The organism is Azonexus sp. GW821-FHT04F04, assembly GCF_059420025.1.
This window is the reverse complement of the sequence record NZ_JBWKSX010000013.1, coordinates 50,563-74,975: the sequence shown is the minus strand read 5'-3', so window position 1 is coordinate 74,975 and position 24,413 is coordinate 50,563. Positions and strand designations below refer to the sequence as shown.

Here is a 24,413-nt window from a genome sequence, read left to right as displayed (position 1 = left end):
TGCCGATGGCCAATCGATTAAACTAGGATTCAGTTCGTTTTTTTGGATAGGAAAACAAATGCAGGCAAGTATTCTCAATGAATCCGGCAAGGTCACCATCAAACTTGCTGGTCGTTTTGATTTCAATACCCACCGTGAGTTTCGTGCCGCCTACGAACCCTTGGTTGCAGATTCCGACGTTCGGTCAGTCGCAGTGGATTTCGCTGGAGTCGATTATCTTGATAGCTCGGCGTTGGGTATGTTGTTGATGTTGCGTGATAAATTAGGCGGAGCAAACAAGGAGGTTGCACTGACCGGCGTTCGCGGGAACGTAAAACAGGTGCTAGATATTGCTAATTTTGGTAAATTGTTTCAAATTTCCTAAATGTTCGGTGCTGTAGGCCGTAAATGGAAAACGGGGTGGGCACCCAAATGGTGCTGGTAGCAGGTTCGTCGCTGGTCGACGATAAGGTGAGAGGCGCTCAATTCTTGAGCTTCTAACTACCGTAGGCGGCCGGATACGCAACATGCAAGAGGATGACAATGTCTGAACTATTAAAGAATATCGACGCGCGAACAAAATTGGCGGGCACCAACAAGCTCGAGATTCTTTTGTTCTTTCTCGGCGTGGATCAGCGTACAGGACGTCGCGAAACCTATGGCATCAATGTATTCAAGGTGCGTGAAGTCATGCGTACCCCGGTGATCACTGCTGCTCCCGATATGCCTGCTTCCGTTGAGGGCATGGTCAGTTTGCGCGGGGCATTGGTGCCGGTGATTGACCTCGCCAAATATTCAGGCATCTCCCCTGAAACACCACGCGAAATAATGATCGTTACCGAATATAACGGTCATACGCAGGGTTTTCTCGTTGAAGGGGTCGATACCATCCTTCGCCTCGACTGGAGCAAAATGCGTGTTCCTCCCGAGATGCTCACTTCGCAAACTGGCGGGTTGGTGACGGCCGTCACTGAACTGGAGGACAACCGCTTGGTGATGATGATGGATGTCGAGAAGGTGCTTTCGGAAACCACGAGTATCGACAATGAAATCATGTACCGCGGGGTTGTTGCTGTCGACAAGCCGGATAGCACGGTTTTCTATTGCGACGACTCCAGCGTTGCCCGCAAGCAAATTGAACGTACGCTTGCGGCCATGGGTGTAAGAGGTATCTCGGCGGTGAATGGTCGCCAGATGTGGGAAGAGATGGAGAAAGTCGCTGCCTATGCGCAGTCGGTTGGTAAGCCGGCTTCGTCAATGATCAGCCTGGTGCTGACTGACATTGAAATGCCTGAGATGGATGGCTATATTCTGACCAAGAAAATAAAGTCAGATCCCAGATTCAACGGGATTCCCGTGATTATGCATTCGTCCTTGTCCGGGATGTCCAATCAAAAGTTGGGGGCATCGGTGGGCGTGGATGAATATGTGCCAAAGTTCGAGCCCTTGCGCCTGTCTGAAACATTAGCGCGGCGACTGGGCGTGGATACTACGCCGGTTCGTGCGGCCTGAGATAGCGGGAGTTGGCGATGGAACTCGTTGAGAATAAAAACCTGCTTGATAGCGTCGACGCTCGGACGCGACTGGCGGGTTCCAATAAAATGGAAATTTTGCTGTTCTCGCTCGGAACGCGCGAGATATTCGGCATCAATGTATTCAAGGTCCGAGAGGTCGGCAGGACGCCGCACATTACCAAAACCCCCAACATGCCACGTGGTGTCGAGGGGCTGATTTCGTTGCGAGGGAATGTCATTCCGGTGCTTTCGCTGGCGCCGTTCATGCATCTGGATGCGCCAGCAGGACTCGGCAAGACCATGATGGTGGCTGAGTATTCAAAGCGTACGCTCGGCTTTCTGGTTCACGACGTCGATCGCATTATTCGTGTTGATTGGGAGCGAGTGAAAGCGCCGGAAAGTGTGCTGGCGACGAATCAGGGGCTAATTACAGCCGTCATCGAACTAGAAAGTGGCGGGTTGGTTTCGATTCTTGATGTCGAGCAGATTCTTGCCAATGCATTCGGTGAGGCCATGATTGTCGATATCACCCCGGCACGGGTTGATCCGGATACGAGCGTATTTTTCGTCGATGACTCGATCGTTGCTCGGCGCAAAATCGCCGAGGTCCTTGACAAGCTTGGTGTGCGTCACAAACATGCCACCAATGGCATGGAGGCGTGGACGCGCCTCCAGGGGATTGCTGCTCACGCCACGCAGATGGGGCAAAGTATCCGTCAAGATGTTCGTCTGATTCTGGTTGACGCTGAAATGCCCGAAATGGATGGTTATGTCCTGACCAAAAACATCAAATCGGATCCTCGTTTTGAAGGCGTACCGGTGGTCATGCACTCTTCACTCTCGTCCGAGGCCAATCGGGCAATGGGGAAGTCGGTTGGTGTTGATGCCTATGTCGCAAAATTCGATGCTGAAGCGCTGGCCGATACCTTGCGTCCGCTGATTGAACGATAAAAACTTAGTATCTGGAGTACTGCATGGCAGCTGATCCCAAAATGAGATTTCTGGTGGTGGACGATTTTTCCACCATGCGTCGCATTGTCCGAAACCTTTTGAAAGAGCTTGGCTTCACGAATGTCGATGAGGCCGAGGATGGCGCTATTGCGTTGCAAAAGCTTCAAGGGGGCGGTTTTGAGTTTGTGGTAACTGACTGGAATATGCCGAATATGGATGGGCTTACCCTGTTGCAGTCCATTCGGGCCACACCGAATCTGAAACATCTGCCTGTCCTAATGATCACGGCTGAGGCTAAGAAGGAAAATATTATCGCTGCCGCGCAGTCAGGTGCCAGTGGCTACATCGTCAAACCTTTTACTGCGGGAACGCTTTCGGAAAAGCTGAATAAGATTTTCGAAAAAATGGGTCAGGCGTAAGGGGAAATCATGTCTGCCAATAACGACTCCGACGATCTTGAGGCTCTCTTTGATTCAATCGCAGCGAGCAGTGTGGTGGCGCCAGAGCCCCTCAAGTCAGTTGCACCAGATCCAGTAGCATCATCTAATGCTGATAACGATGATTTGCAGGCCCTGTTTGATAGTGTTGCCGCAAAGGCCGAAGTTGCGCCGGCCAGCCCGGAGTCTGCAGATCATGAAGGCGGCTCCGGAGAGGGCTGGCCTCAACAGGAGGCTGTCTTCAATAGAATTGGACACATGGCGCGTGCGCTTCATGACACCTTGGGGCTGCTTGGCTACGACAAGTTGCTAGAGAAGACTGTCTCTGCGCTACCCGATGCAAAGGACCGGCTGGCGTACGTTGCCAATCTGACAGAACAGGCCGCGTGCCGGGTTCTTAATGCAACCGATATTGCCAATCCGCTGGTCGATGAAATGGAAAGTGGCGCCAAGGCGCTGGGTGAGCGGTGGGACCAGGTTTTTGCTAACAGGATGGGGCCTGCCGAGTTCAAGCAGTTGGCGACAGAAACGCGCCTTTTTCTGAATGAGCAACTACCCGCCAAAACTCGCGGGACGCACGCCCAATTGACGGAAATCATGATGGCTCAGGATTTCCAGGATCTGACGGGGCAGGTCATCAAGAAAATTGTCGCCCTTGCCCACGAGTTGGAGTCAGGCTTGATGAGTGTTCTTATCGAGGTGTTGCCGGAAACCAAGCGCACCGAGGAAGTGGCTAGTCTGGTGAATGGTCCGGTAATCAACGCCGAAGGGCGTACCGATGTTGTAGTTAACCAGGAGCAGGTTGATGACCTGCTGGACAGCCTCGGTTTCTGAGGAAGATAAATATGAGCGACTTTGGCGGAATGGAAGATCTGCTGCAGGATTTCCTGCAGGAGGCCAATGACCTGTTGTCCGATGTCGACAACAAGCTGGTTGATCTTGAAAAAATGCCCGATGACCGTGCATTGCTCAACGACATTTTTCGAGGCTTTCACACAGTCAAGGGTGGGGCGGGTTTTCTCAATGCCACCGAGCTGGTGACGCTTTGCCATCTCACCGAAAATCTCTTCGATAGATTGCGCAATGGTGAAATTGAGCTGACTGCCGAGTTGATGGATGTCATCATGGACGCCACCAAGGGGGTCCGAGAAATGTTCGGCGAACTGGGGCAGATGGTTCAGCCGCAGCCCGCCGATCCGGCGGTAATCGCGGCATTGAAGGGTGTCTTGAGCGTGGGGAATGTGGCAGAGGCTCCTCCTTTGGCGACAGAGACTCCGCTATCGCCTGTTTCTGAGTCGGACGCACCGGACTGGAATCTGTTGCATGCTGCGGTGACTGGTGAGTCAGGGTCTGCATCCGCTCAGAGTGAAGTAATTACCAAGGCTGAAACAGCAGTGGCTGAATCAGTCATCACGCCAACCGCAGTAGTGGCTCAGTCAACAGCAGCTGCCTCGCCATTTGGGCGGCGAGCGACCGATAAGCCGGGTGGGCAACCTGCTTCTGCTCGGCGGGCTGAAGAGCGTGGTCGTGAAAATACAATTCGCGTCGATACTTCTCGCCTTGATCAGGTCTTGAATCTATCCGGCGAAATAGGATTGACCAAAAACCGTTTGACCAGTTTGCGGGCGGACATTCTGGCAGGAAAGAATGATTCCGAGACCCTGCATGCACTGGACCAAGCAGTAAGCCAACTCGATCTGCTCGTGTCTGATCTGCAGAATTCGGTCATGAAGACACGGATGCAGCCGATTGGCAGGCTCTTCCAGAAGTATCCACGGATTGCCCGCGACCTTGCCAGGCAACTGGGTAAGGATGTCGAACTGGTTCTTGCTGGCGAAGAAACTGAAGTCGATAAAACCATGATCGAGGATCTCGCTGATCCCTTGATTCACCTGATTCGGAATGCAGTGGACCACGGCGTCGAGATGCCAGAGGAACGGCAGGCTGCGGGGAAGCCACCCAAAAGCCTTGTCCGCCTAGAGGCGCGGCAGGAAGGCGATCACATCGTCCTGATCATTGCCGATGATGGCAAGGGTATGAACGCGGAGCGCATCCGTGCAAAGGCGACGGAAAAGGGCCTGATTTCGGAGGAGGAGGCCAACACGCTCGATGAGCGCCAGAGTCTAAATTTGATTTTCATGCCGGGTTTCTCGACCAAAACACAGATATCCGATGTGTCGGGGCGTGGCGTAGGTATGGATGTGGTCAAGACCAACATCCAGAAGCTGAATGGCTCGATCGAAATCCGTTCGGAGCCTGGCAAGGGCTCCGTTTTCATCATCTCGCTACCGCTGACGCTGGCGATTTTGCCGGTACTGCTGGTTTTGCTTGGCGACCAGCCATTTGCATTGCCCCTATCGCTCGTGCGCGAAATATTGCCAATCGAGCAAAGCCGGATTCAGGAGGTTGGTGGAAAGGAAACCCTGGTCGTCAGAGGGGAAGTTCTGCCTGTCATTACACTGGCCCGTCTCCTCGGCTGGCCGCTTGAGCGATACCCCGAGTACGGGGTGTTCATGCAGACTGCGGAGCGCAGCTTCATTTTGGCGGTCGATAGCTTTGCGGGGCGTGACGACGCGGTGATTAAATCACTCGAAGATTTTCGGCCGAAGGGGGTCGCTGGGGTTACGACCCTTTCCAACGGGCAGATTGTGTTGATTTTGGATATGAAGGAGTTGTTGTCCGATCTCGGTCAGCATTCCGATTTCGGTTCTGCGGTGCGGGCGCTTGATTTCGCCTAATTCCTGTTTTTAGTCAACGAGTTGAGAGGGAGCTATGCTCCCTCTTTTCTTTTTGGGGTTTACTCTGTTGTCATGGGGTTGCAAATGGCATCTGAGAAACAGAATAAATAAACAGACGTACCTATATAATTTTTCTCGTTTTTTCCTATAATAGCCATAACATAAACCAAAGATGGCTATGGCCGAAGATAGCGACCTCGAGAAAACTGAAGAGCCTACGAGTAGGCGAATCGAGCAGGCCCGGGAGAAGGGACAGGTCCCGCATTCCCGAGAGTTGGGCACTTTTCTTGTTCTGATTGTTGCTGGCGCCACTTTTTGGATGATGGGTGGCTGGTTGATGCAGCGCTCCATGGTGATTGTCAAAAATGGCTTCACAGTTGAGTCTGAGGTTATGCGTGAGCCGGCATTGATGCTGCCTCGCTTGGCCGAAATTTCAGGTGATGCACTATTTGTTTTTTCCCCGCTTCTTGGCCTGATCTTGCTGGCTGCTGTTCTGCCTCCGTTTTTCCTGAATGCGTGGGTGTTTTCGCCGCAGGCACTAGTGCCCGATTTCAATCGACTGAACCCGCTCACCGGTTTTGGCCGGATGTTTTCCTGGAATAGCCTGATGGAGCTGGGTAAGGCTGTTCTGAAAGCGGGGTTGCTTGGCGGGGTTGCTGTTGCATTGGTATGGAAACAGCGTGACGAAATATTCGGGTTGTTGAGCGAGCCACTGGATGCGGGGCTCGTGCATGCCGGAAATCTGGTTTCCTTCTCTTTTTTGATCATGGCCGCGACGCTGGTGCTGGTTGTGGCTGCTGATGTTCCCTTCCAGCTCTGGCAATACTTCGATAAGTTGAAGATGACCAAGGAAGAGGTCAAGCAGGAAATGAAGGAGATGATGGGTGACCCGCACGTCAAGGGGCGTATCCGTAGCCTACAGATGCAGGCAGCGCGCAAGCGCATGATGGCGGCGGTTCCTACAGCCAATGTTGTGGTTACAAACCCGACTCATTTTGCGGTTGCCCTGGCCTACCAAACCGGTATGGCTGCGCCAAAGGTGGTGGCGAAGGGGGCTGGGGCGATAGCCTTGAGGATACGAGAGCTGGCCCATGAGAACGTGGTGCCGATAATTGAGGCGCCGCCACTGGCGCGGGCGCTCTACAAGCATGCTGAACTTGATTCAGAAATCCCCTCCGCCCTGTACAGTGCAGTCGCGGAGGTTCTTGCTTATATCTATCAGCTTGCCAACTGGCGTCAGGTAGGCGGAATCTATCCAGTGCCGCCGCGTGACCTGCCGGTGCCGCCTGAACTAGTCCCGGAGGCTGCGTAAATGGCAGTCTCGTCATTCGGTATGCAGAACTTCATTGGGCGGATGAATGCCTCCCAACTGGCCGCCCCGGTCTTGATTTTGATGATTCTGGCGATGATGGTGCTGCCTCTTCCGGCTTTTGCGCTGGATGTGTTCTTTACTTTTAACATCGCAATATCGGTGTTGGTTTTGCTTGTTGCGGTCAACACGCAAAAAACGCTGGAATTTTCAGTCTTTCCGACGGTGCTGTTGGTCACGACTCTGCTTCGCCTGTCGTTGAATGTTGCGTCGACCCGAGTGGTTATGCTCGAGGGGCATACGGGGCCCGACGCGGCCGGGAAAGTGATTGAGGCGTTTGGGCATTTCATGGTTGGCGGGAACTTTGCCGTCGGTATCCTGGTGTTCATGATCCTTGTGGTTATTAATTTCGTTGTAATTACCAAGGGTGCTGGCCGGGTAGCTGAAGTGTCGGCGCGCTTCACGCTTGATGCCATGCCGGGCAAGCAGATGGCTATTGATGCGGACCTCAACGCCGGTTTGATTGGTGAAGAGGATGCCCGTAGGCGTCGTTCGGAGATTTCCCGCGAGGCAGAGTTTTTTGGTTCGATGGATGGTGCGTCAAAGTTTGTACGCGGCGACGCCGTGGCGGGCATCATCATCATGCTGCTCAATGTCGTGGGTGGGCTGATTGTTGGCGTATTGCAGCACGACATGGAGCTGGCTCAGGCAGCAAAGAATTACACCCTATTGACCATTGGTGATGGCCTCGTTGCGCAGATTCCCGGATTGATAATCTCTATCGCGGCAGGCATGGTTGTTACACGGGTGTCGGATGATCGTGATATCGGTCAGCAGGTTATGGGGCAGATGTTCCGGAATGCCAAGGCGATTGGTATTACTGCTGCGATCGTTGGGTTCCTTGGGCTCATTCCGGGTATGCCAAACCTGGTCTTCCTCATGTTGGCTTCTGGCATGGGCTGGATGTCTTGGCGGATGATGGAAAAAGAGAAGCGTATTGTCGAGGCGCCGGTAAAAGTGGCACCGGCGCCGGTTCAGGATGCTTTGGAGGCGAGTTGGGGCGATGTCGCTCCTCTGGATGTGCTAGGGCTTGAGGTTGGTTACCGTCTAATTCCCTTGGTTGACAAGTCTCAGGATGGAGAATTACTGCGCCGGATTCGTGGGATTCGCAAAAAATTTGCGCAGGAAGTCGGTTTCCTCGTTTCCCCGGTACATATTCGAGACAATCTCGAATTGAAGCCAAATGCCTATCGGATACTTTTGAAAGGCGTAGAGGTCGGGCAGGGGGAGGCCTATGCTGGCCAGTTGATGGCAATCAATCCTGGCCGTGTGGCGGGGACGCTGAATGGCGCTGTTACCAAGGATCCAGCATTTGGCCTTCCCGCAGTCTGGATCGATCCAGGGCAGCGTGAGCAGGCGCAGGCCTATGGTTATACGGTGGTAGATGCCTCGACCGTGGTTGCCACGCATCTCAATCATCTGATCCTGACGCATGCGGCTGAACTGCTTGGTCGACAGGAGGTCCAGCAACTGCTGGACCATCTCGCCAAGGAAATTCCGAAACTGGTCGAAGATCTCGTCCCAAAGGTTCTTCCTCTTGGCACCTTGCAAAAAGTCTTGCAGGCGATGCTCGAAGAGGGGGTTCATATCCGCGACATGCGAACCATCATCGAAACCGTCGCCGACCACGCGACGCGCACTCAAAATGCGGACGAACTGTCGAGCCAGGTTCGTATCGCCCTTGGCCGTGCAATTGCTCAGCAGCTCTTCCCTGGGAATAGCGAAATGCAGGTCATGTCTCTTGATCCGACCTTGGAGCGCCTCTTGTCTCAGGCGGTGGCCGGCGGTTCCGAAAATACCAGCTTTGAACCGGGCCTCGCCGACACGCTTTTGCGTGAGACAGCCTTGGCTGCCGGGCGCCAAGAGGGGCTGGGGTTGCCGGCTGTGTTGCTTGTGCCGGCTAGCCTGCGTCTGCTCCTGTCCAGATTCCTGCGGCGCAATGTTCCGCAGCTGAAAGTGTTGTCTCACAACGAAGTTCCTGAAACAAGAATTATCAAGGTGACCTCGATCATCGGAGGTAGAACATGAACGTCAGAAAATTCATCGCCGCCAATGCAAGGGATGCCTTGCGGAAGGTCAAGGAGACGCTAGGTAACGATGCGATCATACTTTCCAATCGCGGCGTTCCTGGCGGTGTCGAGATCATGGCAGTAGCCGCGCGCGATATGGCAATGATTATTCCCACCCCAGTAGGAGAAAGCGCAGCATCTGAGCGGCAACTGCCGGATAGTCATCCTGAGGATGATTATCGTGTGGTGCTGAGTTCGGCGCGAGCGAGGATATCCCAGCCGCCACAGCCAACCGTGGTTCCTCCTCCTTCTGCATCATCGCAGCGTCAGGCACATCCTCAGAAAACTCCGTCAGCATCAGTCAATGCCGGAATACCTCGAACCGGGGCATTGCGACAGATGGAAAATAGCCGTCCTGGTCCGTCGACCGCAGCACCCTTGAAAACGACGCCAATCGCCCAGTCGGCGCACTCGGCCACAATTTCTTCAGCCCCTCCCCGCCGTGCAGAAGCTGAAGTGGTTCCAATGGAGGTAATGGACGAAATCCGTTCGCTGCGCAAAATTGTCGAACAGCACCTCGCAGGCTTTGCCTGGGGTGAGGCTGCGCGCTCAGAGCCGGTAAAGACAGATATTTTGCGCCAGATGCTTGATGCCGGATTTTCTCCGCAGTTTTCTCGTGAATTGCTTGTCGATCTACCGCGTGAAATGAATGGTCTGGAGGCAATGGCGTGGGTAAAGGGGGCGGCTGATCGCTCGCTCCTGACCATTGGCAATGAAAATGATATCGTTGATCGGGGCGGCGTTTACGCGCTAGTCGGTCCGACCGGAGTGGGGAAGACGACAACAACTGCGAAGCTGGCGGCGCGTTGTGTTTTACGCCATGGGCCAAGCAAGGTGGCACTGGTCACTACCGATGGTTATCGGATTGGTGCCCATGAACAACTACGTATCTACGGTCGTATCCTTGGTGTATCCGTGCACTTGGTCAAGGATGCAAATGAACTGCGACAGACATTGATGGAGCTGCAGCACAAGCACATGGTGCTGATCGATACGATGGGGATGAGCCAGAGGGATAAACTGGTTCCTGAGTTGACGGACATGCTCGCGGGGTGTGACGTTGAGCGCTTGCTGCTGCTGAACTCGACTTCACGTGGCGATACTCTCGATGACGTTGTGCGCGCCTATGCTGGTGAGACGCTCGCCGGATGCATCCTGACGAAAATTGACGAAGCTGCCAGTCTGGCGACAGTTCTGGATGTCATCATGCGCCATGGACTGAAGCTTCAATATGTTTCCAATGGGCAACGCGTGCCAGAGGATTTGCATCTGCCCAATCGCAGCTATCTCCTGCATCGTGCCTTCAAGGATGTTCCTGAAAGTTCTCCTCACAAATTCGATGGCCTCGAACCCGGGCTCATGATGGCAAGTGCAGGCATGGTTGCCGTTGGAGGCCGTCGTGGCTGACTTTCGTGTTGATCAGGCGGCTGGATTGCGCCGCCTACTAGGCGGGGGGCAGCAATTGCAAGTCATTACATTTGTTGCTGGATGTGATGGTGTTGGACGCAGTGTTGCCGTGGCCAATATTGGTGTGGCGCTGGCACGCCTTGGAAAAGAGGTTCTAATCATCGACGAGCATGTGCCGGGTGACGATATTGCGTCCACTTTCGGCCTAGTCGCTCGGCACGATCTTTTAAATGTAGTCCAGCGCGAAATGCAGCTTTCGCAAGTCTTGCTTCAGCCCATGCTTGGATTACGGGTTCTGCCGGCAGCTCGAGCGGCAAGAAAACTCGGGCGGCTGTCGTTGCCTCAGCAGCAGACCTTGCTTGATGCCATGTCTGGTCTGGAGAGGCCTATCGACGTAATCCTAGTTGACGCCAGCATGGCACATCCAAATGGCTTTTCGCCATTTGGTCTGGTATCTCAGGAGGCTGTAGTGGTTCTGTCGGGTAGTAGCTCTTCGATAACTGAAGCATATTCCCTGATTAAAAAAGTGAGCCATGCCTTTTCGCGAAAGCACTTTCGAATTTTGGTGAACAAGGTTCGCAGTCACGCCGATGCCCGCTCAATATTCGAGAACATCGCCCAGGTAGCCGCACAGCGGGGTGTGGCTCGCCTGGATTTTGCTGGTGCTATTCCGCTCGATGAAGCACTGCGTCAGTCAGCTCAGCTATGTCGTTCGGTCCTGGTTCAGGCCCCGGATTCGCAGTCGGCTGCGGCGTTCCGAGACATCGCCTCGGATATGCTTTACTGGCAGCGCAGCGAATGCGAGGCTGCAGGTGTCGGTCAGTTCATGCAGCAGCTGTTACACTTGAGCCAACGTATAACCCCCAACGTACTACGAGCCTGATGTATACCGCTGCCGGGCAGCCAGATAGGGATCAGCTGGTTCAGCGCTTCGCGCCGCTGGTGAAGCGTATCGCCTATCATCTGATGGCTCGCCTACCACCCAGTGTGCAGTTTGATGATCTCGTCCAGAACGGGATGCTAGGGTTGCTTGACGCAATAGATCGGTATCAGGAAGGTTTTGGCGCGCAGTTCGAAACCTATGCAACACAACGAATCCGCGGCGCCATGCTGGATGGCCTTCGGGAAAATGATTGGTTGCCACGGAATTTGCGTCGGGAGCTGCGCCGCATCGAAACGACCATCAACCAGCTTGAGCACGAACATGGTCGCGCACCCTCAGAAAAGGAGCTGGCTGACGCCTTGGGTCTGTCCTTGACCGATTACCAACGGACGCTTCAGGATGCGCGTGGCCATCAAATTGTCTATTACGAAGATTTTTCCGGTTCAGACGACGAGGGTTTTCTCGAACGGCACTTTACGGATAATGACGCAGACCCGGTAAGCATTCTGGAAGACAGGGGCGTAAAGGAGCAACTCGTGCTGGCCATCGGTCTGTTGCCGGAGCGTGAAAAGTTGATGATGGCTTTGTACTATGAGCAGGATTTGAATTTGAGGGAAATTGGCGAGGTTATGGGGGTCACCGAGTCCCGGGTTTGTCAGTTGCATACCCAGGCTGTCGCACGGCTGCGTAGCCGTATTGTCGGTGAAGTTCCCGCCGCCGCAAAACGTCGCAAGGAGAAGGCTGGTGGATAAGATCAGCCTCGCCGGCCTCGCAATAAGTATTGTTGCGATCATTGGCGGCCAGTATCTTGAGGGAGGAAGTGTTGGCTCCCTGGTCCAGCCAACAGCTTTGCTGATCGTCCTGGGTGGTACCTTGGGGGCGGTGTTGTTGCAGAGTCCGATCCATATCTTCAAGCGTGGAATAAAGATGGCAAAGTGGGTTTGGATCCCCCCTGTCATTGAGCAGAAGCGTCTGATCGAACAGATTCTTAACTGGAGCCAGATGTCGCGGCGCGAGGGGCTGCTGGCTCTGGAAAACTATATTCCAGGAATAAAGGACGAGTTCGCTCGCAAGGGCCTGCAACTCCTTGTCGATGGTGCAGATCCAGAGAGAATCCGGGAATTGCTGGAGGTCGAAATAGGCACCTTTGAAGATGAGTGGCGCCAGTCGGCAAAAATATGGGATGCGGCTGGAGGCTACTCCCCTACGATAGGGATTCTGGGGGCTGTGATGGGGTTGATTCATGTCATGGAGAATCTGTCAGACCCTACCAAGCTCGGCGGAGGAATCGCTGTAGCGTTTGTCGCAACGATTTATGGCGTCGGATTGGCCAACCTTGTCTATCTTCCTATCGCAGCCAAACTTAAGTATTACGTGATGCGTATGGTTTCATCGCGTGAAATGCTTGTTGATGGTCTTGTCGGCATTGCGGTCGGTGACAATCCCCGAATTATTGAAGGGCGCCTGAAAGGCTATCTTCACTGATGGCCCGCAAGCGTAGAGATGAGGAGCCTGAAAACCACGAGCGCTGGTTAGTCTCCTACGCCGATTTCATCACCCTGCTGTTTGCGTTTTTTGTGGTCATGTATGCCGTGTCGTCGGTAAACGAAGGGAAATACAAGGTACTGTCCAATTCGCTGACCAATGCTTTCAACAACAAAACAGGCGAGTCGGGTGGGCAGCCGGTAGCGGTCATTCAGGGTGCCCTCCCCATGCTGCCGCGGCCGGTCATCAAAGTTGACAAGGCGCCGGAGACGGTCAAGAACGAGGCCAAAAAGGCCGAGCAGCGGCAAAAGATGAAGAATGTGGCAGGCAGCATCATGGAGGCGCTGCAGCCGCTTGTCGCAGCAGGCAAAGTTCGCCTGCTGGAGACGAGTCGTGGCGTGACTATCGAGATAAATGACAGCGTTCTGTTTTCCGCAGGGCAGGCGCGTTTGCAGCCAGCATCAATTAGCGCCATGGGTGTTATCGCGCAGGTGCTCGCCGATACGGATTATCCGATCACAATTGAGGGGCACACAGATAATGTGCCGATAGCTACGCCTCAATTCCCATCCAATTGGGAATTGTCAGCGATGCGAGCGACGACGGTGCTCAGGCTGTTTAACGATGGGGGGGTGGGGGCCGAGCGACTTACGGCAATTGGCTATGGTGATACCAGACCAGTTGAAACCAATACGACTCCGGAAGGACGGGCCAGAAATCGCCGTGTCAGCGTCATGATTGACTCAAATCGCCCGGAAGAGCCCACTGAGATCAACGAAGCGCCAAAGGAAATTGGTCGCTGATCTGCTTCAATTTAGAGATCAAGCCGAGTCGATGATTCGACTACCTGTACTCATGGCAGCCTGGCCGCTACTGCTATATAGAGATTGGTCTGCTTGGGAATGCGTCAGGATGGCGAGCGCTTCGCTGGTTTTTTGATGCAGTACACTAATCAGGTTTCCATTTAGCTCGTTTATCCCGCGGGCTTCCCGTGCAATTTTCAACATGCCCTCCCAAAGAGCAGCGGATTCTTTTTCCTGTGGGTGTGCCGAAAACCATGCTTGCATGTCGATAGTAGGCTCGCCGCCGGATGAAAGGGTGCGCGAACGTTCGGTGCCAGCTTGATTTAGGAATTCGACCAGCGATAACTTTTCATTATTTACTTCAGTCAATCCATCAGAGCTGCCGGAGCGCAGAATATCCTGCTCGCGCAAGAGCGTGTCGCGAAAACGGATAACCAGTTCGGTTTCCCGCTTTAACAGGGCGACGACAGCGTTCATCAGGCCTTGCGCTGAGAGTCGAGAAGGTCGCGGGCGGATTGGATCAGTCCATCTGCTATTGCTTCTGGATTAATCTTGAAGCGGCCTTGGGAGATGGCTTCCTTGATTTCCTGAATGCGTGCAGCATTAACCGGCGGTTTCTCGGCGCCTTGCAAGGCACCTGCGAGCTGGCTCAGACTCACCGACTCCGCTGTGGATGCGGTCTCTTGTGATCCGCGTGTGACGGGGCGTGGTGTAACCGGCGTCGTGCCAAGGTTGTATTTACTGTCAATTTTCATGATGTGGCTCGCAATGCTTTTTGATCTTAAACGGTATATCGGCCGCCAATGGTGAAACTTTAGCTCAAAATTCGATTTCTACGGAGCTGTCTGCTCGGGCAGTGCCTGTTATTGTCTGGCCTGAGTTCATGCGAATCTGCGCGGGCTGGCCAATCGCCGCGTTGTTGATTGCTTTGCCTTCAGCGCTGACGGAGAAACCGTTGCCTTTCGAAATTACCCGCACGGTTTGGCCTTGGCGGATGACTATCGGGGCAACTAACTGGTCGAAGCGTATGGTCTGGCCTGCGCCTAGTGAGTTACGGACGGTCTTTCCGACTACGCCAGCGGGATCGCTGGCGACGCCGGCTGGTAAATGGGAGATATCTCCACTGAGTGTGACCAAGTCGGATTCCTTGATCACTTGACCGGCAATTAGTGGTCGGCTGGTCGTGACATAGTTGCCGGCCACGGCAATTTGAGCCGGTACCAGAACCGTCCAGCTGTTCGGCGATAGGCAGCGGACACCAACGTGGATTCGTCCAATAACCTTGCTGCCTTGCGGCGTAAATGCCTCGAGTACTGTGCATGGCGAGAGTCTGCTGGCATCAAACTGCCCCATTGTGATGGTGGTTTTGCCGCCCAGGTTTTTCGTTTGCAGGCGAATATGCTGTTCTGCTGTGTCGAGAATCGTTGCCGAGTCGGCAGCAAGGGCGACCAAGCATTGGGCCAGCAAACAAGGCAGGGCAAGAAGACGCATATTCATTGCTGCATTTTGCCCTATTGAGACCGCTACGGCGCGTCAATTTTGTTGTGGCATGAAGTGTGCTTTTCGTTAGCCAACGATTGTTGGAGTTAACGATGTCGAATATAGCCCAAAGTTTTTCGGTTCTTAGCAAAGCGCTTGATTTGCGTACCCAGCGCCACCAGGTGTTGGCATCGAACATTGCCAATGCTGATACGCCGAATTTCAAGGCTCGCGATATTGATTTCAAGTCAGCCATGCAAAACGCCTTGGCTAGTCGTGCCGATGTTGGGGCGTTGAGCATGGCCGTGACCTCCAGCGCGCATCAGCAGGGAAATGGTATGAGCGGCTCTGGGACACTGCAATATCGCACGGAGACTCAGTCGGCTGTTGATGGCAACACTGTCGATATGGATGTCGAGCGCGCCCAGATTACAGACAACGCCCTCCAGTACCAGATTCTTACCCAGATGATCAGCAGCAAGTTCCAAGGGCTGCGCAGTGCAATGGCGTCCAGTCAAAGTTAAGGAGAGGCTGAATGAGTTTGTTTAATGTTTTTCAGGTGTCCTCTAGTGCGATGACTGCGCAGTCAATGCGCCTCAACGCGGTAGCCTCGAATCTTGCCAATGCTGACAGCATCGTATCGTCGGACGGGCAGCCCTATAGAGCCAAGCAGGTGGTGTTTGAGGCCACGCCAATGGGTGGCGCCGGAGATATTTCGAAGGGGGTGCGCGTACGTCAGGTCGTTGATGATGCGTCACCGCCGCGGGTGGTGTACGACCCCAAAAATCCAGCCGCCGATGAAAAGGGTTATGTCGCTTTCCCGAACGTCAATGTGGTTGAGGAAATGACCAACATGATTTCCGCTTCGCGCTCGTATCAGACGAATGTCGAGGTTATGAATACCGCAAAAACGATGATGCTGCGCACGCTGCAGATCGGTCAATAAGGAGATGAGTCATGAGTAGCGTTACTAGTAGTTCCACGGTCAACTCGGTTATACAGCAACTTTCCGAGAACAAAACGTCAACGACCAGCACGGCTGATCAATTAGGCGACCGTTTCATGACCATGCTGGTTACCCAGATGCAGAATCAGGACCCGCTTAATCCGATGGATAACGCGGAAATTACCAGTCAACTGGCACAGATCAATACAGTCAAGGGTATCGACAGCCTGAACAGTACTCTGCAAAAGCTGCTGACATCCTACAGCGATGCACTTTCCATGCAGTCCTCTTCTCTGGTCGGCAAAAATGTCCTTGCCGCCGGCAATTCTCTGCCGTTGGGTGATAACGGTGCGCTGGGTGGGGTCAAGCTGGATGGTGACGCGGACAAAGTCAGCATCATTATCAGCGACTCTAAAGGCGTGAAGGTCGCTCAGGAGGACCTCGGTGCCCAAAAGGCAGGCGTGATTGACTTTATTTGGGATGGCAAGAATGCGGACGGAACACGTTTGGCGAATGAAACCTACCAGTTCTCGGTGCAGGCTACCCAAGGGGCAAACAAGGTGACGGCGACGGCGCTGGAGGTTGGCACGGTATCTGCTCTTGTAAGGGGGCAGAACGGCTTTCAGCTGGAAATTCCCGGAACAGGCCTGGTCGATTTCAGTTCCGTCGAACAGATTTACTAAGATTGAGTCAAGGAGTACATCATGGCATTCCAACAAGGTTTGAGCGGTCTGGCTTCCTCTTCCAAGGCGCTGGACGTTGCCGGTAACAATATTGCCAACGCATCGACTGTCGGCTTCAAGTCCTCGGCTACGCACTTTGCCGATGTATATGGTGCTTCCTTGCAAGGGGGCGGCGGTTCGCAAATCGGTATTGGTAGCACGTTGAGCGGGGTCCTGCAGCAATATACCCAGGGCAACATTACCGCGACGAACAACCCGCTGGATATTGCCATCAACGGTACGGGCTTTTTTGGACTGACCCAGAACGGCTCGGTAAGTTATTCGCGCAACGGTCAGTTCCATCTGGATAAGGATGGCTTCATCATCAATGACCAGAACCGCAAGTTGCTTGGTGTGCTCGCCGACTCGACCGGCAGCATTCCGCAGCAGCCACCGACCGATCAACTCAAAGTTGATTTCGTCACTGGCACACCGAATCCGACCAGTACTGCCGCAGTGACAGCCAATCTGGATTCTCGCCAGACGGTTCCGGCTCAGACGCCGTTCGATCCGACCGATCCGGATACTTACAATAGTTCAACGGCAATGACGGTGTATGACTCGCTGGGTAATCCGCATACCTTGTCCTATTATTTCCTCAAGACAGCAACACCAAACGAGTGGACGTTGTACACCCGTATGGACGGCGCGGCGCCAACTGCTGCAGAGGCGGCGGGTACGGTAACTTTCAACTCGTCAGGTTCGCTGACTTCGTCCGGGACAATAAGCAAGAGCTACGCTGTGACTACCGGCGCGGTGACGCCCCTGGCATTTGACATCAACGTCTCGAATATGACCCAGTTCGGTAGTCCGTTCGCCGTGAATGACCTGACGCAGAACGGCTTTGCTCCGGGCAATCTGGCCGGGGTCAGCGTGTCCAAGGACGGTATTGTCCAGGCGCGCTACGACAATGGTCAGACGCGCGATATTGGTCAGGTCGCCTTGTTCAACTTCCGCAACCCGAATGGTCTCTCTTCGATCGGTAACAACCAGTGGTCGGAAACGGCTGACTCAGGGCAGCCAACGCCGGGTAATCCGAATACGGGTATTTTCGGTGTGTTGCAGGCATCGGCGATCGAAGAGTCGAACGTCGACCTGACGGCTGAACTGGTCAACCTGATTGTCCAGCAGCGCAACTACCAGGCCAGTGCCCAGTCGATCAAGACGCAGGACCAGATTCTGCAGACACTCGTGAATATCCGCTAATTTCGATTTTTGACCTTTTTTCGAGTTCACCGTGGATCGCCTGATTTATACCGCCATGACCGGTGCCAAGCATGTCTTCATGCAGCAGGCCGGTACAGCCAACAACCTCGCCAATGCCAGCACTGTTGGCTTCAAGGCGCAGGAGCATCGCTTCCGGGCGGTGCCGATTCTGAGCGATGCCATGCCGACGCGGGCATTCGTCGTCGACGCTTCCGTCAGCGACGTTTTCAGCGAAGGTCCGGTGATGTTTACCGGCCGCAACCTTGATGTTTCAGTTCAGGGGCGTGGCTGGCTGGCTGTGCAGCTGCCCGATGGCAGTGAGGCCTATACCCGTGCCGGCAGTCTGGATGTCGATGTGGCCGGGCTGCTGCAGACCAAGAGTGGTTATCCGGTGGTCGGCGATGGTGGTCCGATCAACGTGCCGCCCGACAACAATATTGAAATTGCCCCAGATGGAACGGTTTCCGTTGTGCCTAGTTTTGGTACACCGAACAATGCCAACGCGATCGGACGTTTGAAGCTGGTTAATCCTCCGGAGGCGGACCTGGTGCGTGGAGCCGACGGTCTGTTTCGTCTGCGTAGCGGACAGCCCGCAGAAGCGGACGCAACGGTTCGCGTTGCTTCGGGTTCGCTGGAAGGCAGCAACGTCAATGTGACCGATGCGATGGTCAACTTGATCAGCCTCTCACGCCAGTTTGAAATGCAAATCAAGATGCTGCAAACCGCCGACACCAATGCCCAGCGCGCCGATCAATTGCTCTCCCTGAATTCCTGATAGGACCAAATCATGATCCGTTCCCTGTGGATTGCCCGAACCGGACTCGATGCCCAGCAAACGCAGCTCGATGTCATTGCCAACAATCTGGCCAACGTCGGAACGAATGGCTACAAGCGTTCCCGGGCGGTTTTCGAGGACTTGCTCTATCAGAACCTGCGCCAGCCTGGCGCGCAATCGTCACAGCAATCCCAGATTCCGACCGGACTGCAATTGGGGGCAGGGGCTCGACCGGTGGCAACGGCGCGCCTGTACACCCAAGGCAATCTCCAGAAAACGGACAACACGCTGGACGTGGCGGTTCAAGGCAGCGGCTTCTTCCAGATTCTTCTGCCGGATGGGACGACTGGCTATACAAGAGACGGTTCATTCCAGAAAGACAATCAGGGCCAGATCGTTACCGCCGACGGTTACCCGTTGCAGCCCAACATCACGATTCCTGCCAATGCCCTCTCCGTCTCGATCGGAACTGATGGGACGGTGACGGTCACGCAGTCTGGAACGGCTGCTGCGACTCAGATCGGCTCGATTCAACTGGCGACTTTCGTCAACAATGGCGGATTGCAGGCGATCGGTCAGAACCTGTTTCTGGAGACTGCGGCAAGTGGAACGCCGACGCCCAATACCCCGGGAACCAATGGCGCCGGGGTGACCAACCAGGGTTACGTAGAAACCTCCAACGTCAACGTTGCCGAAGAGCTTGTCACGATGATTCAGACCCAACGCGCCTATGAACTGAACTCGAAGGTGGTCTCGGTCTCCGATGCAATGCTGGGACGTCTTACCCAGCTATGAGGTGAAATCATGAAACGTCTGTCATTGCTGGCTGTTGTATTGACGAGTGCTTGCGCGACAACGCCGCCGACCAATGTGCACCAACCGATGTCGGCTCGTCCGGCACCGCGCATGGAGTCTCCGGTGACGAATGGTGCGATCTACCAGGCAGCCTACAGCCGTCCGCTATTTGAAGATCGTCGGGCACGCTATGTCGGCGATACGATCACGATCAAGATTTCCGAAAGCACAACAGCGTCGGCTGCCAACGCGAACAAGCTGGACAAGTCGAACACGCAAAAGGCTTCGGTCAGTGCGTTTTCCGGTTTGCCTGGCAAGGGCTTGCTGGGCATGGACTTGGGCGCCACGAGTTCCACCTCGTTCAGCGGCAAAGGCTCTGCTGCGAACAACAATGTGTTTAACGGCAACATTACCGTCACCGTTATTGATGTCATGCCAAACGGGAATTTGCTGGTTTCAGGGGAAAAACAACTGGCGATCGGAGAGGAGCAGGAGTTTGTCCGCATTTCCGGTGTGATCAATCCGAGCTTCGTCGATTTCTCCAATACGATCGAATCTTCCAAAGTGGCTGATGCGCGAATTGAGTACAAATCGGCCGGCCAGATCAGCGATGGTCAGATCATGGGCTGGATGGCACGATTCTTCCTTAATGTCCTGCCATTCTAGGAAATATTCAGGCGGAGACAGATCATGAAGACATTTTGCGGCAATTGGTACCGGCAGGCGGCAATTGTGGCCGCTTGTCTTCTGCCGCTTTGTGGCCAACCCGCCTTTGCCGAGCGCATCAAGGATCTTGCGTCGATTCAAGGGGTGCGCAATAACCAGTTGATCGGCTATGGCATCGTCGTCGGGCTCGACAATACCGGCGACCAGACAACACAAACACCGTTTACGACCCAGGCTATCGGCAACATGCTGTCCCAGCTTGGAGTCAATCTGACGACAGAACAGGCGACCAAGCTCCAGTTGAAAAATGTCGCCGCTGTCATGGTTACTGCGGTTATGCCGCCATTCTCCAAGCCTGGACAGGCGATCGATATCACCGTCTCATCGATTGGCAACGCGAAAAGCCTGCGTGGTGGCACCCTGCTGATGACCCAGCTGAAAGGGGGCGATGGACAGGTCTACGCCGTCGCTCAGGGCAACGTTCTGGTTGGCGGTGTCGGAGCCTCTTCAGGCGGGTCGAAGATAGCGGTCAACCACCTGTCGGCGGGAAGAGTGCCGGCTGGCGCGACGATTGAGCGAGATGTCCCGACAGCAGTAGGCCAGGGCGGATTCATCTATTACGAACTGGGCAGCACTGATTTCGGAACCGTACAAAATATGGTCGAAGCAATCAACCGGGCGATTGCGCCGGGGACGGCTCGCGCTGTTGATGGGCGGCGAATTGCTGTGCGCGCTCCGGACGATATCGATCAACGCGTTGCCTTTCTGGGGCGCCTTGAGGATTTGGATGTTAAGCCGGCAGTCGGGAACGCCCTGGTGGTTATCAATCCACGGACCGGCTCAGTGGTCATGAATCAGAAAGTGACGCTTGACTCGTGTGCAGTGGCGCATGGCAGTCTCTCGGTGGTCGTAGATGCGGGCAATCAGGCGACCGGGCAGCCAGCCGATATTCAGGTCAAGCAGGCAAACGGCAGTCTGGTAAACGTCAAGGCGGGGGCCAATCTGGCTGAAGTGGTCAGGGCGCTCAATGCCCTCGGTGCCAATCCTCTTGATCTTCTCGCCATCCTTCAGGCCATGAAGGCTGCTGGAGCTTTGCGCGCCGAACTCGAAGTTATCTGAGCGGCGTACAAGTTCAATGAAAATTCAGGATACGCCTAACCGCGCAGCTTTTGATATTCAGGGCTCGCAGGATTTACGCAGCCAGTTTCAGAAGGATCCGAAGCAAGGTCTGAAGGTCGCAGCGCAGCAGTTCGAGGCGCTCTTCCTGCAGATGGTCATGAAGAGCATGCGCGATGCAACGCCGCAGGATGGGCTGCTCAATAGTGATCAGTCGCGTTTCTATACCGGTATGCTTGATCAGCAAATGGCTCAGAACATGGCTGCGAGTCGCGGTGGTGTCGGGTTTGCACGGCTGATCGAACAGCAGCTGGGGCGGCATCTGGAAACCCCCAAGGGGCAGGAGGAGTTGATGGCACCGGCAACTGCTGCCGCCAAGGATTTGCCGCTTGCCGTTTCCGACGTCAGTCACCTGCAACACAGACCCGTACTGAGTGGTCTGCCAACCTCTGCTTCGTATGGTACCAATGCTTCGGCGACACCAACTGTCAGCCAGGAGGCGCCAGCCTCTTCACGCGAGTTCGTCAATCGTGTCTGGCCGCATGCGGTTGAAGCGTCACGGTCAACCGGAATTCCGCCCGTTTTTTTAATTGGCCATTCCGCGCTCGAGAGCGGTTGGGGGCGGGGCGAAATTCGCAAGGCGGACGGGACGAACAGTTTCAACCTGTTCGGTATCAAGGCCGGAAAAAGCTGGACGGGCGATACCGTTGAGGCAGCGACGACCGAGTATGTCGATGGCCAGCCCACCAAGGTAACCGAACGTTTCCGCGCTTACGCATCCTATGAAGAATGCTTCCGTGACTATGCCAATCTGCTCCGCAATAGCCCGCGCTATACCGATGTGATTGGGTCTCAGGATGGCACAGAGTTTGCACGGCGTTTACAACAAGCAGGGTATGCCACTGATCCGATGTACGCCGACAAGCTTTCGCGCATCATCAATGGCCCGACACTGCGCCAAGCACTTACCGGTTGATCCGCCCTCAATATTCTGGGATCGGGGCCGTTAACAAAGCTGTAGAGTAAAGGAATTGCTATGAGTAGCGGAATGCTATCAATCGGGATTACCGGGATCCATGCGGCGCAACTGGGACTGGAGGCGACTCAGCACAACATCGCCAATGCCAACACCCCCGGCTACAGCCGTCAATATATCCAGCAATCTGCCGGCATTCCTCGGCTGACGGGGTCTGGTTACTTTGGTAGTGGCACAACCGTCGATACCGTTCGTCGCTCCTATGATAAATATCTGACTGCGCAGACGTTCGCTGCCCAGGCCGCGGCGTCTGAATCGGCGACCCAACTGGCCAAGCTGAGCCAAATCGACAATATGCTGGGTGATCCGAGTTCGGGTCTGGCACCTGCCATGCAGGAGTTCTTTACCGGTGTGCAGCAAGTGGCAGCCAACCCATCACTTGTCTCGGCACGCCAGAGCATGTTGTCATCGGCAGAAGCCTTGGCTGGACGATTCAATTCAATGTCCACCCGTCTTACCGAGCTTTACGACAGCGTGAATGGTGAAATCAGCGGTGAAATAGAGTTGATCAATGTTTATGCTCAACAACTTGCCGATGTGAATGATCAGATCACGCGGGCTGAAGCAGCGACCAACCAGCCACCCAACGATCTACTTGATTTGCGCGATCAACTGGTTGCGGACCTGAACAAGCATGTTCGGGTGACAACTGTTGAGGACTCGATTGGTAATTTCAACGTTTTTGTCGGGAACGGCCAGCAACTGGTGGTTGGTTCTGTCGTGAACAAACTGGTCCCGATAACTTCAAGTTCCGATCCCGAACGGATCGTCGTTGGCTTGCGCGGTCAGTCGGGGGCTGTCCAGGAGTTGTCGGAATCCCTGATTGAAGGCGGTGCCCTCGGTGGCTTGATGAAGTTCCGCAACAATGCGCTGGACGATGCGACAAATACGCTCGGACAGATTGCTACGTCAATTGCTCTGACCTTCAATGCTCAGCACGCATTGGGGCAGGACCTGGACGGCTTGAACCAGACCTCCGCGACGACTGGCTTTCAGGCGAACTTCTTTGAACTGTCTCAGCCCAAAGTGCTTGCCAGTGCTAGCGGTGCAAATTCGGTAACGGCCAGTTTTCTGGCCCCGACCGGTGATCCGGCGACCGGAAATTTCAAAACCAGTCTGACTGGTAGTGACTATGTGCTCACCGCTACTTCAGCGACCAGCATGACGCTTACGCGACTGTCCGATGGTGTGGTATTCCCGGCTAGCGGGGCAGCCGCGAGTGTTGCTGCTCTGAACGCCCTGATTGTTGGCGAAGGGTTCTCGATTGGCGGAAGTGCGCCAACGGTTGGCGTGGATTACCGGATCGAGCCAACCCGGGACGCAGCGAGAAATTTTCAGGTTAATTCAGCGATTGCCGCCGATGTAAAGCGGATTGCTGCTGCAGCGCCTAGCGTGACTACGCTGGGTTCCGGGAATACCGGCTCGTTGCAGGTTAGCCAGGGAGCTGTCAGCCCGGGGTACTCGTTGGCAAACCTCCCTGTCGGGTTCACTTACAGTCAGGGGGGGGGGGCATTTACCTTCACCTTCCCCGCATCGGGGACTGTAAGTGCAACCTATGCTGACGGAACCACGTTGGCCATTGCCGCGGGGTCGATCAATCGACTGAACGCCGGATCGGAATTGGCACGCATTACCTATAACGGTATTTCGGTCGATGTTTCGGGAGCTCCGGCTAACGGTGACAGCTTTAGCATCAATACGAATACCAGCGGCGTGTCCGATAGTCGAAATGCAGTCAAACTAGCCGCGTTGCAGACACAAAATACGATGGAAGGTGGTCGAGCGACATTTCAGGGAAGTTACTCAAGCCTGGTCAGTGGTGTCGGTTCGGTGACTCGCCAGATCAAAGTCAGCGGGGAGGCGCAGCAAGCCCTCCTTAAGCAGAACGAGTTGGCACGCTCGGCGGTATCCGGTGTCAACCTTGATGAGGAAGCTGCCAACCTCATCCGCTATCAACAGGCCTATCAGGCCTCGGCCAGATCGCTCGATATTGCTTCGAAGCTGTTTGATACGCTTCTTGGCATCTCCAATTAAGGA

General features: G+C 54.6%; 26 protein-coding genes. 23 read left to right on the top strand and 3 right to left on the bottom strand.

Annotated elements, in window-relative coordinates:
- Positions 1 to 58: 58 nt before the first annotated feature.
- The 13 genes from AC07TV_RS20050 to motD all read left to right on the top strand — a co-directional run bounded on the left by AC07TV_RS20050 (position 59) and on the right by motD (position 13,635).
- Positions 59 to 364, top strand: coding sequence for an STAS domain-containing protein (locus tag AC07TV_RS20050; RefSeq protein ID WP_494650148.1), 306 nt, complete (start codon positions 59 to 61; stop codon positions 362 to 364).
- Between the two features lie 158 nt (positions 365 to 522).
- Positions 523 to 1,491 (top strand): chemotaxis protein, encoded by a 969-nt coding sequence (locus tag AC07TV_RS20045; protein WP_494650147.1) that lies wholly within the window; start codon positions 523 to 525, stop codon positions 1,489 to 1,491.
- A 17-nt stretch (positions 1,492 to 1,508) separates the two neighbouring features.
- On the top strand, positions 1,509 to 2,444 hold the full coding sequence (locus AC07TV_RS20040) for a chemotaxis protein (protein ID WP_494650146.1): 936 nt from the start codon (positions 1,509 to 1,511) through the stop codon (positions 2,442 to 2,444).
- A 23-nt stretch (positions 2,445 to 2,467) separates the two neighbouring features.
- The gene (gene cheY / locus AC07TV_RS20035) at positions 2,468 to 2,863 is read left to right on the top strand and encodes a chemotaxis response regulator CheY (protein WP_494650145.1); all 396 of its coding nucleotides are present in this window, start codon (positions 2,468 to 2,470) and stop codon (positions 2,861 to 2,863) included.
- 9 nt (positions 2,864 to 2,872) lie between these two features.
- The gene (gene cheZ / locus AC07TV_RS20030; protein ID WP_494650144.1) at positions 2,873 to 3,715 is read left to right on the top strand and encodes a protein phosphatase CheZ; all 843 of its coding nucleotides are present in this window, start codon (positions 2,873 to 2,875) and stop codon (positions 3,713 to 3,715) included.
- Positions 3,716 to 3,726: 11 nt separating this feature from the next.
- Positions 3,727 to 5,619 (top strand): chemotaxis protein CheA, encoded by a 1,893-nt coding sequence (locus tag AC07TV_RS20025; RefSeq protein ID WP_494650143.1) that lies wholly within the window; start codon positions 3,727 to 3,729, stop codon positions 5,617 to 5,619.
- Between the two features lie 178 nt (positions 5,620 to 5,797).
- Entirely contained in the window at positions 5,798 to 6,931 is a 1,134-nt protein-coding gene (gene flhB, locus AC07TV_RS20020) for a flagellar biosynthesis protein FlhB (protein ID WP_494650142.1), read from the top strand.
- Positions 6,932 to 9,016, top strand: a complete 2,085-nt coding sequence (flhA, locus tag AC07TV_RS20015) for a flagellar biosynthesis protein FlhA (RefSeq protein ID WP_494650141.1) — start codon at positions 6,932 to 6,934, stop codon at positions 9,014 to 9,016.
- Entirely contained in the window at positions 9,013 to 10,464 is a 1,452-nt protein-coding gene (flhF, locus tag AC07TV_RS20010; protein ID WP_494650140.1) for a flagellar biosynthesis GTPase FlhF, read from the top strand. The genes flhA and flhF overlap by 4 nt, the downstream gene beginning before the upstream one ends.
- Positions 10,457 to 11,347: a MinD/ParA family ATP-binding protein gene (locus AC07TV_RS20005; RefSeq protein WP_494650139.1), complete on the top strand. Its 891-nt coding sequence runs from the start codon at positions 10,457 to 10,459 to the stop codon at positions 11,345 to 11,347. The genes flhF and AC07TV_RS20005 overlap by 8 nt, the downstream gene beginning before the upstream one ends.
- A complete protein-coding gene (locus AC07TV_RS20000; RefSeq protein WP_494650138.1) occupies positions 11,347 to 12,099 on the top strand; it encodes an RNA polymerase sigma factor FliA in 753 nt (250 codons plus the stop codon). Before AC07TV_RS20005 ends, AC07TV_RS20000 begins: the two co-directional genes overlap by 1 nt.
- Positions 12,092 to 12,832 carry a flagellar motor protein gene (locus tag AC07TV_RS19995; RefSeq protein ID WP_494650137.1) on the top strand — a complete coding sequence of 247 codons (741 nt, stop codon included), beginning with the start codon at positions 12,092 to 12,094 and terminating at the stop codon, positions 12,830 to 12,832. The genes AC07TV_RS20000 and AC07TV_RS19995 overlap by 8 nt, the downstream gene beginning before the upstream one ends.
- Positions 12,832 to 13,635: a flagellar motor protein MotD gene (gene motD, locus AC07TV_RS19990; RefSeq protein ID WP_494650136.1), complete on the top strand. Its 804-nt coding sequence runs from the start codon at positions 12,832 to 12,834 to the stop codon at positions 13,633 to 13,635. The genes AC07TV_RS19995 and motD overlap by 1 nt, the downstream gene beginning before the upstream one ends.
- Positions 13,636 to 13,653: 18 nt before the next feature.
- Here the strand turns inward: motD and AC07TV_RS19985 are convergent, their stop codons facing one another.
- The 3 genes from AC07TV_RS19985 to flgA all read right to left on the bottom strand — a co-directional run bounded on the left by AC07TV_RS19985 (position 13,654) and on the right by flgA (position 15,126).
- Complete coding sequence (locus AC07TV_RS19985) at positions 13,654 to 14,112, bottom strand: flagella synthesis protein FlgN (RefSeq protein ID WP_494650135.1); 459 nt, start codon at positions 14,110 to 14,112, stop codon at positions 13,654 to 13,656.
- Positions 14,112 to 14,390 carry a flagellar biosynthesis anti-sigma factor FlgM gene (gene flgM / locus AC07TV_RS19980; protein ID WP_494650134.1) on the bottom strand — a complete coding sequence of 93 codons (279 nt, stop codon included), beginning with the start codon at positions 14,388 to 14,390 and terminating at the stop codon, positions 14,112 to 14,114. Before flgM ends, AC07TV_RS19985 begins: the two co-directional genes overlap by 1 nt.
- A 64-nt stretch (positions 14,391 to 14,454) precedes the next feature.
- Positions 14,455 to 15,126, bottom strand: a complete 672-nt coding sequence (flgA, locus tag AC07TV_RS19975) for a flagellar basal body P-ring formation chaperone FlgA (protein WP_494650133.1) — start codon at positions 15,124 to 15,126, stop codon at positions 14,455 to 14,457.
- Between the two features lie 101 nt (positions 15,127 to 15,227).
- On the opposite strand from flgA, the gene flgB reads away from it, so the two are divergent.
- From flgB to flgK, 10 genes are read left to right on the top strand one after another with little or no spacing between them, the layout of a single operon-like run.
- Entirely contained in the window at positions 15,228 to 15,638 is a 411-nt protein-coding gene (gene flgB / locus AC07TV_RS19970; RefSeq protein ID WP_494650132.1) for a flagellar basal body rod protein FlgB, read from the top strand.
- Between the two features lie 11 nt (positions 15,639 to 15,649).
- Positions 15,650 to 16,060 (top strand): flagellar basal body rod protein FlgC, encoded by a 411-nt coding sequence (gene flgC / locus AC07TV_RS19965; RefSeq protein WP_494650131.1) that lies wholly within the window; start codon positions 15,650 to 15,652, stop codon positions 16,058 to 16,060.
- A gap of 11 nt (positions 16,061 to 16,071) precedes the next feature.
- A complete protein-coding gene (locus AC07TV_RS19960) occupies positions 16,072 to 16,743 on the top strand; it encodes a flagellar hook assembly protein FlgD (RefSeq protein ID WP_494650130.1) in 672 nt (223 codons plus the stop codon).
- A 21-nt stretch (positions 16,744 to 16,764) separates the two neighbouring features.
- Complete coding sequence (gene flgE, locus AC07TV_RS19955) at positions 16,765 to 17,988, top strand: flagellar hook protein FlgE (RefSeq protein WP_494650129.1); 1,224 nt, start codon at positions 16,765 to 16,767, stop codon at positions 17,986 to 17,988.
- Positions 17,989 to 18,019: 31 nt separating this feature from the next.
- Entirely contained in the window at positions 18,020 to 18,763 is a 744-nt protein-coding gene (gene flgF / locus AC07TV_RS19950) for a flagellar basal-body rod protein FlgF (RefSeq protein ID WP_494650128.1), read from the top strand.
- Between the two features lie 12 nt (positions 18,764 to 18,775).
- The gene (gene flgG / locus AC07TV_RS19945) at positions 18,776 to 19,558 is read left to right on the top strand and encodes a flagellar basal-body rod protein FlgG (RefSeq protein ID WP_494650127.1); all 783 of its coding nucleotides are present in this window, start codon (positions 18,776 to 18,778) and stop codon (positions 19,556 to 19,558) included.
- A gap of 9 nt (positions 19,559 to 19,567) precedes the next feature.
- A complete protein-coding gene (locus tag AC07TV_RS19940) occupies positions 19,568 to 20,224 on the top strand; it encodes a flagellar basal body L-ring protein FlgH (protein WP_494650126.1) in 657 nt (218 codons plus the stop codon).
- 24 nt (positions 20,225 to 20,248) lie between these two features.
- Positions 20,249 to 21,343 (top strand): flagellar basal body P-ring protein FlgI, encoded by a 1,095-nt coding sequence (locus tag AC07TV_RS19935; RefSeq protein WP_494650125.1) that lies wholly within the window; start codon positions 20,249 to 20,251, stop codon positions 21,341 to 21,343.
- A 16-nt stretch (positions 21,344 to 21,359) separates the two neighbouring features.
- A complete protein-coding gene (gene flgJ, locus AC07TV_RS19930) occupies positions 21,360 to 22,316 on the top strand; it encodes a flagellar assembly peptidoglycan hydrolase FlgJ (protein ID WP_494650124.1) in 957 nt (318 codons plus the stop codon).
- 60 nt (positions 22,317 to 22,376) lie between these two features.
- The gene (gene flgK / locus AC07TV_RS19925) at positions 22,377 to 24,410 is read left to right on the top strand and encodes a flagellar hook-associated protein FlgK (protein ID WP_494650123.1); all 2,034 of its coding nucleotides are present in this window, start codon (positions 22,377 to 22,379) and stop codon (positions 24,408 to 24,410) included.
- The last annotated feature ends 3 nt before the right edge of the window (positions 24,411 to 24,413 follow it).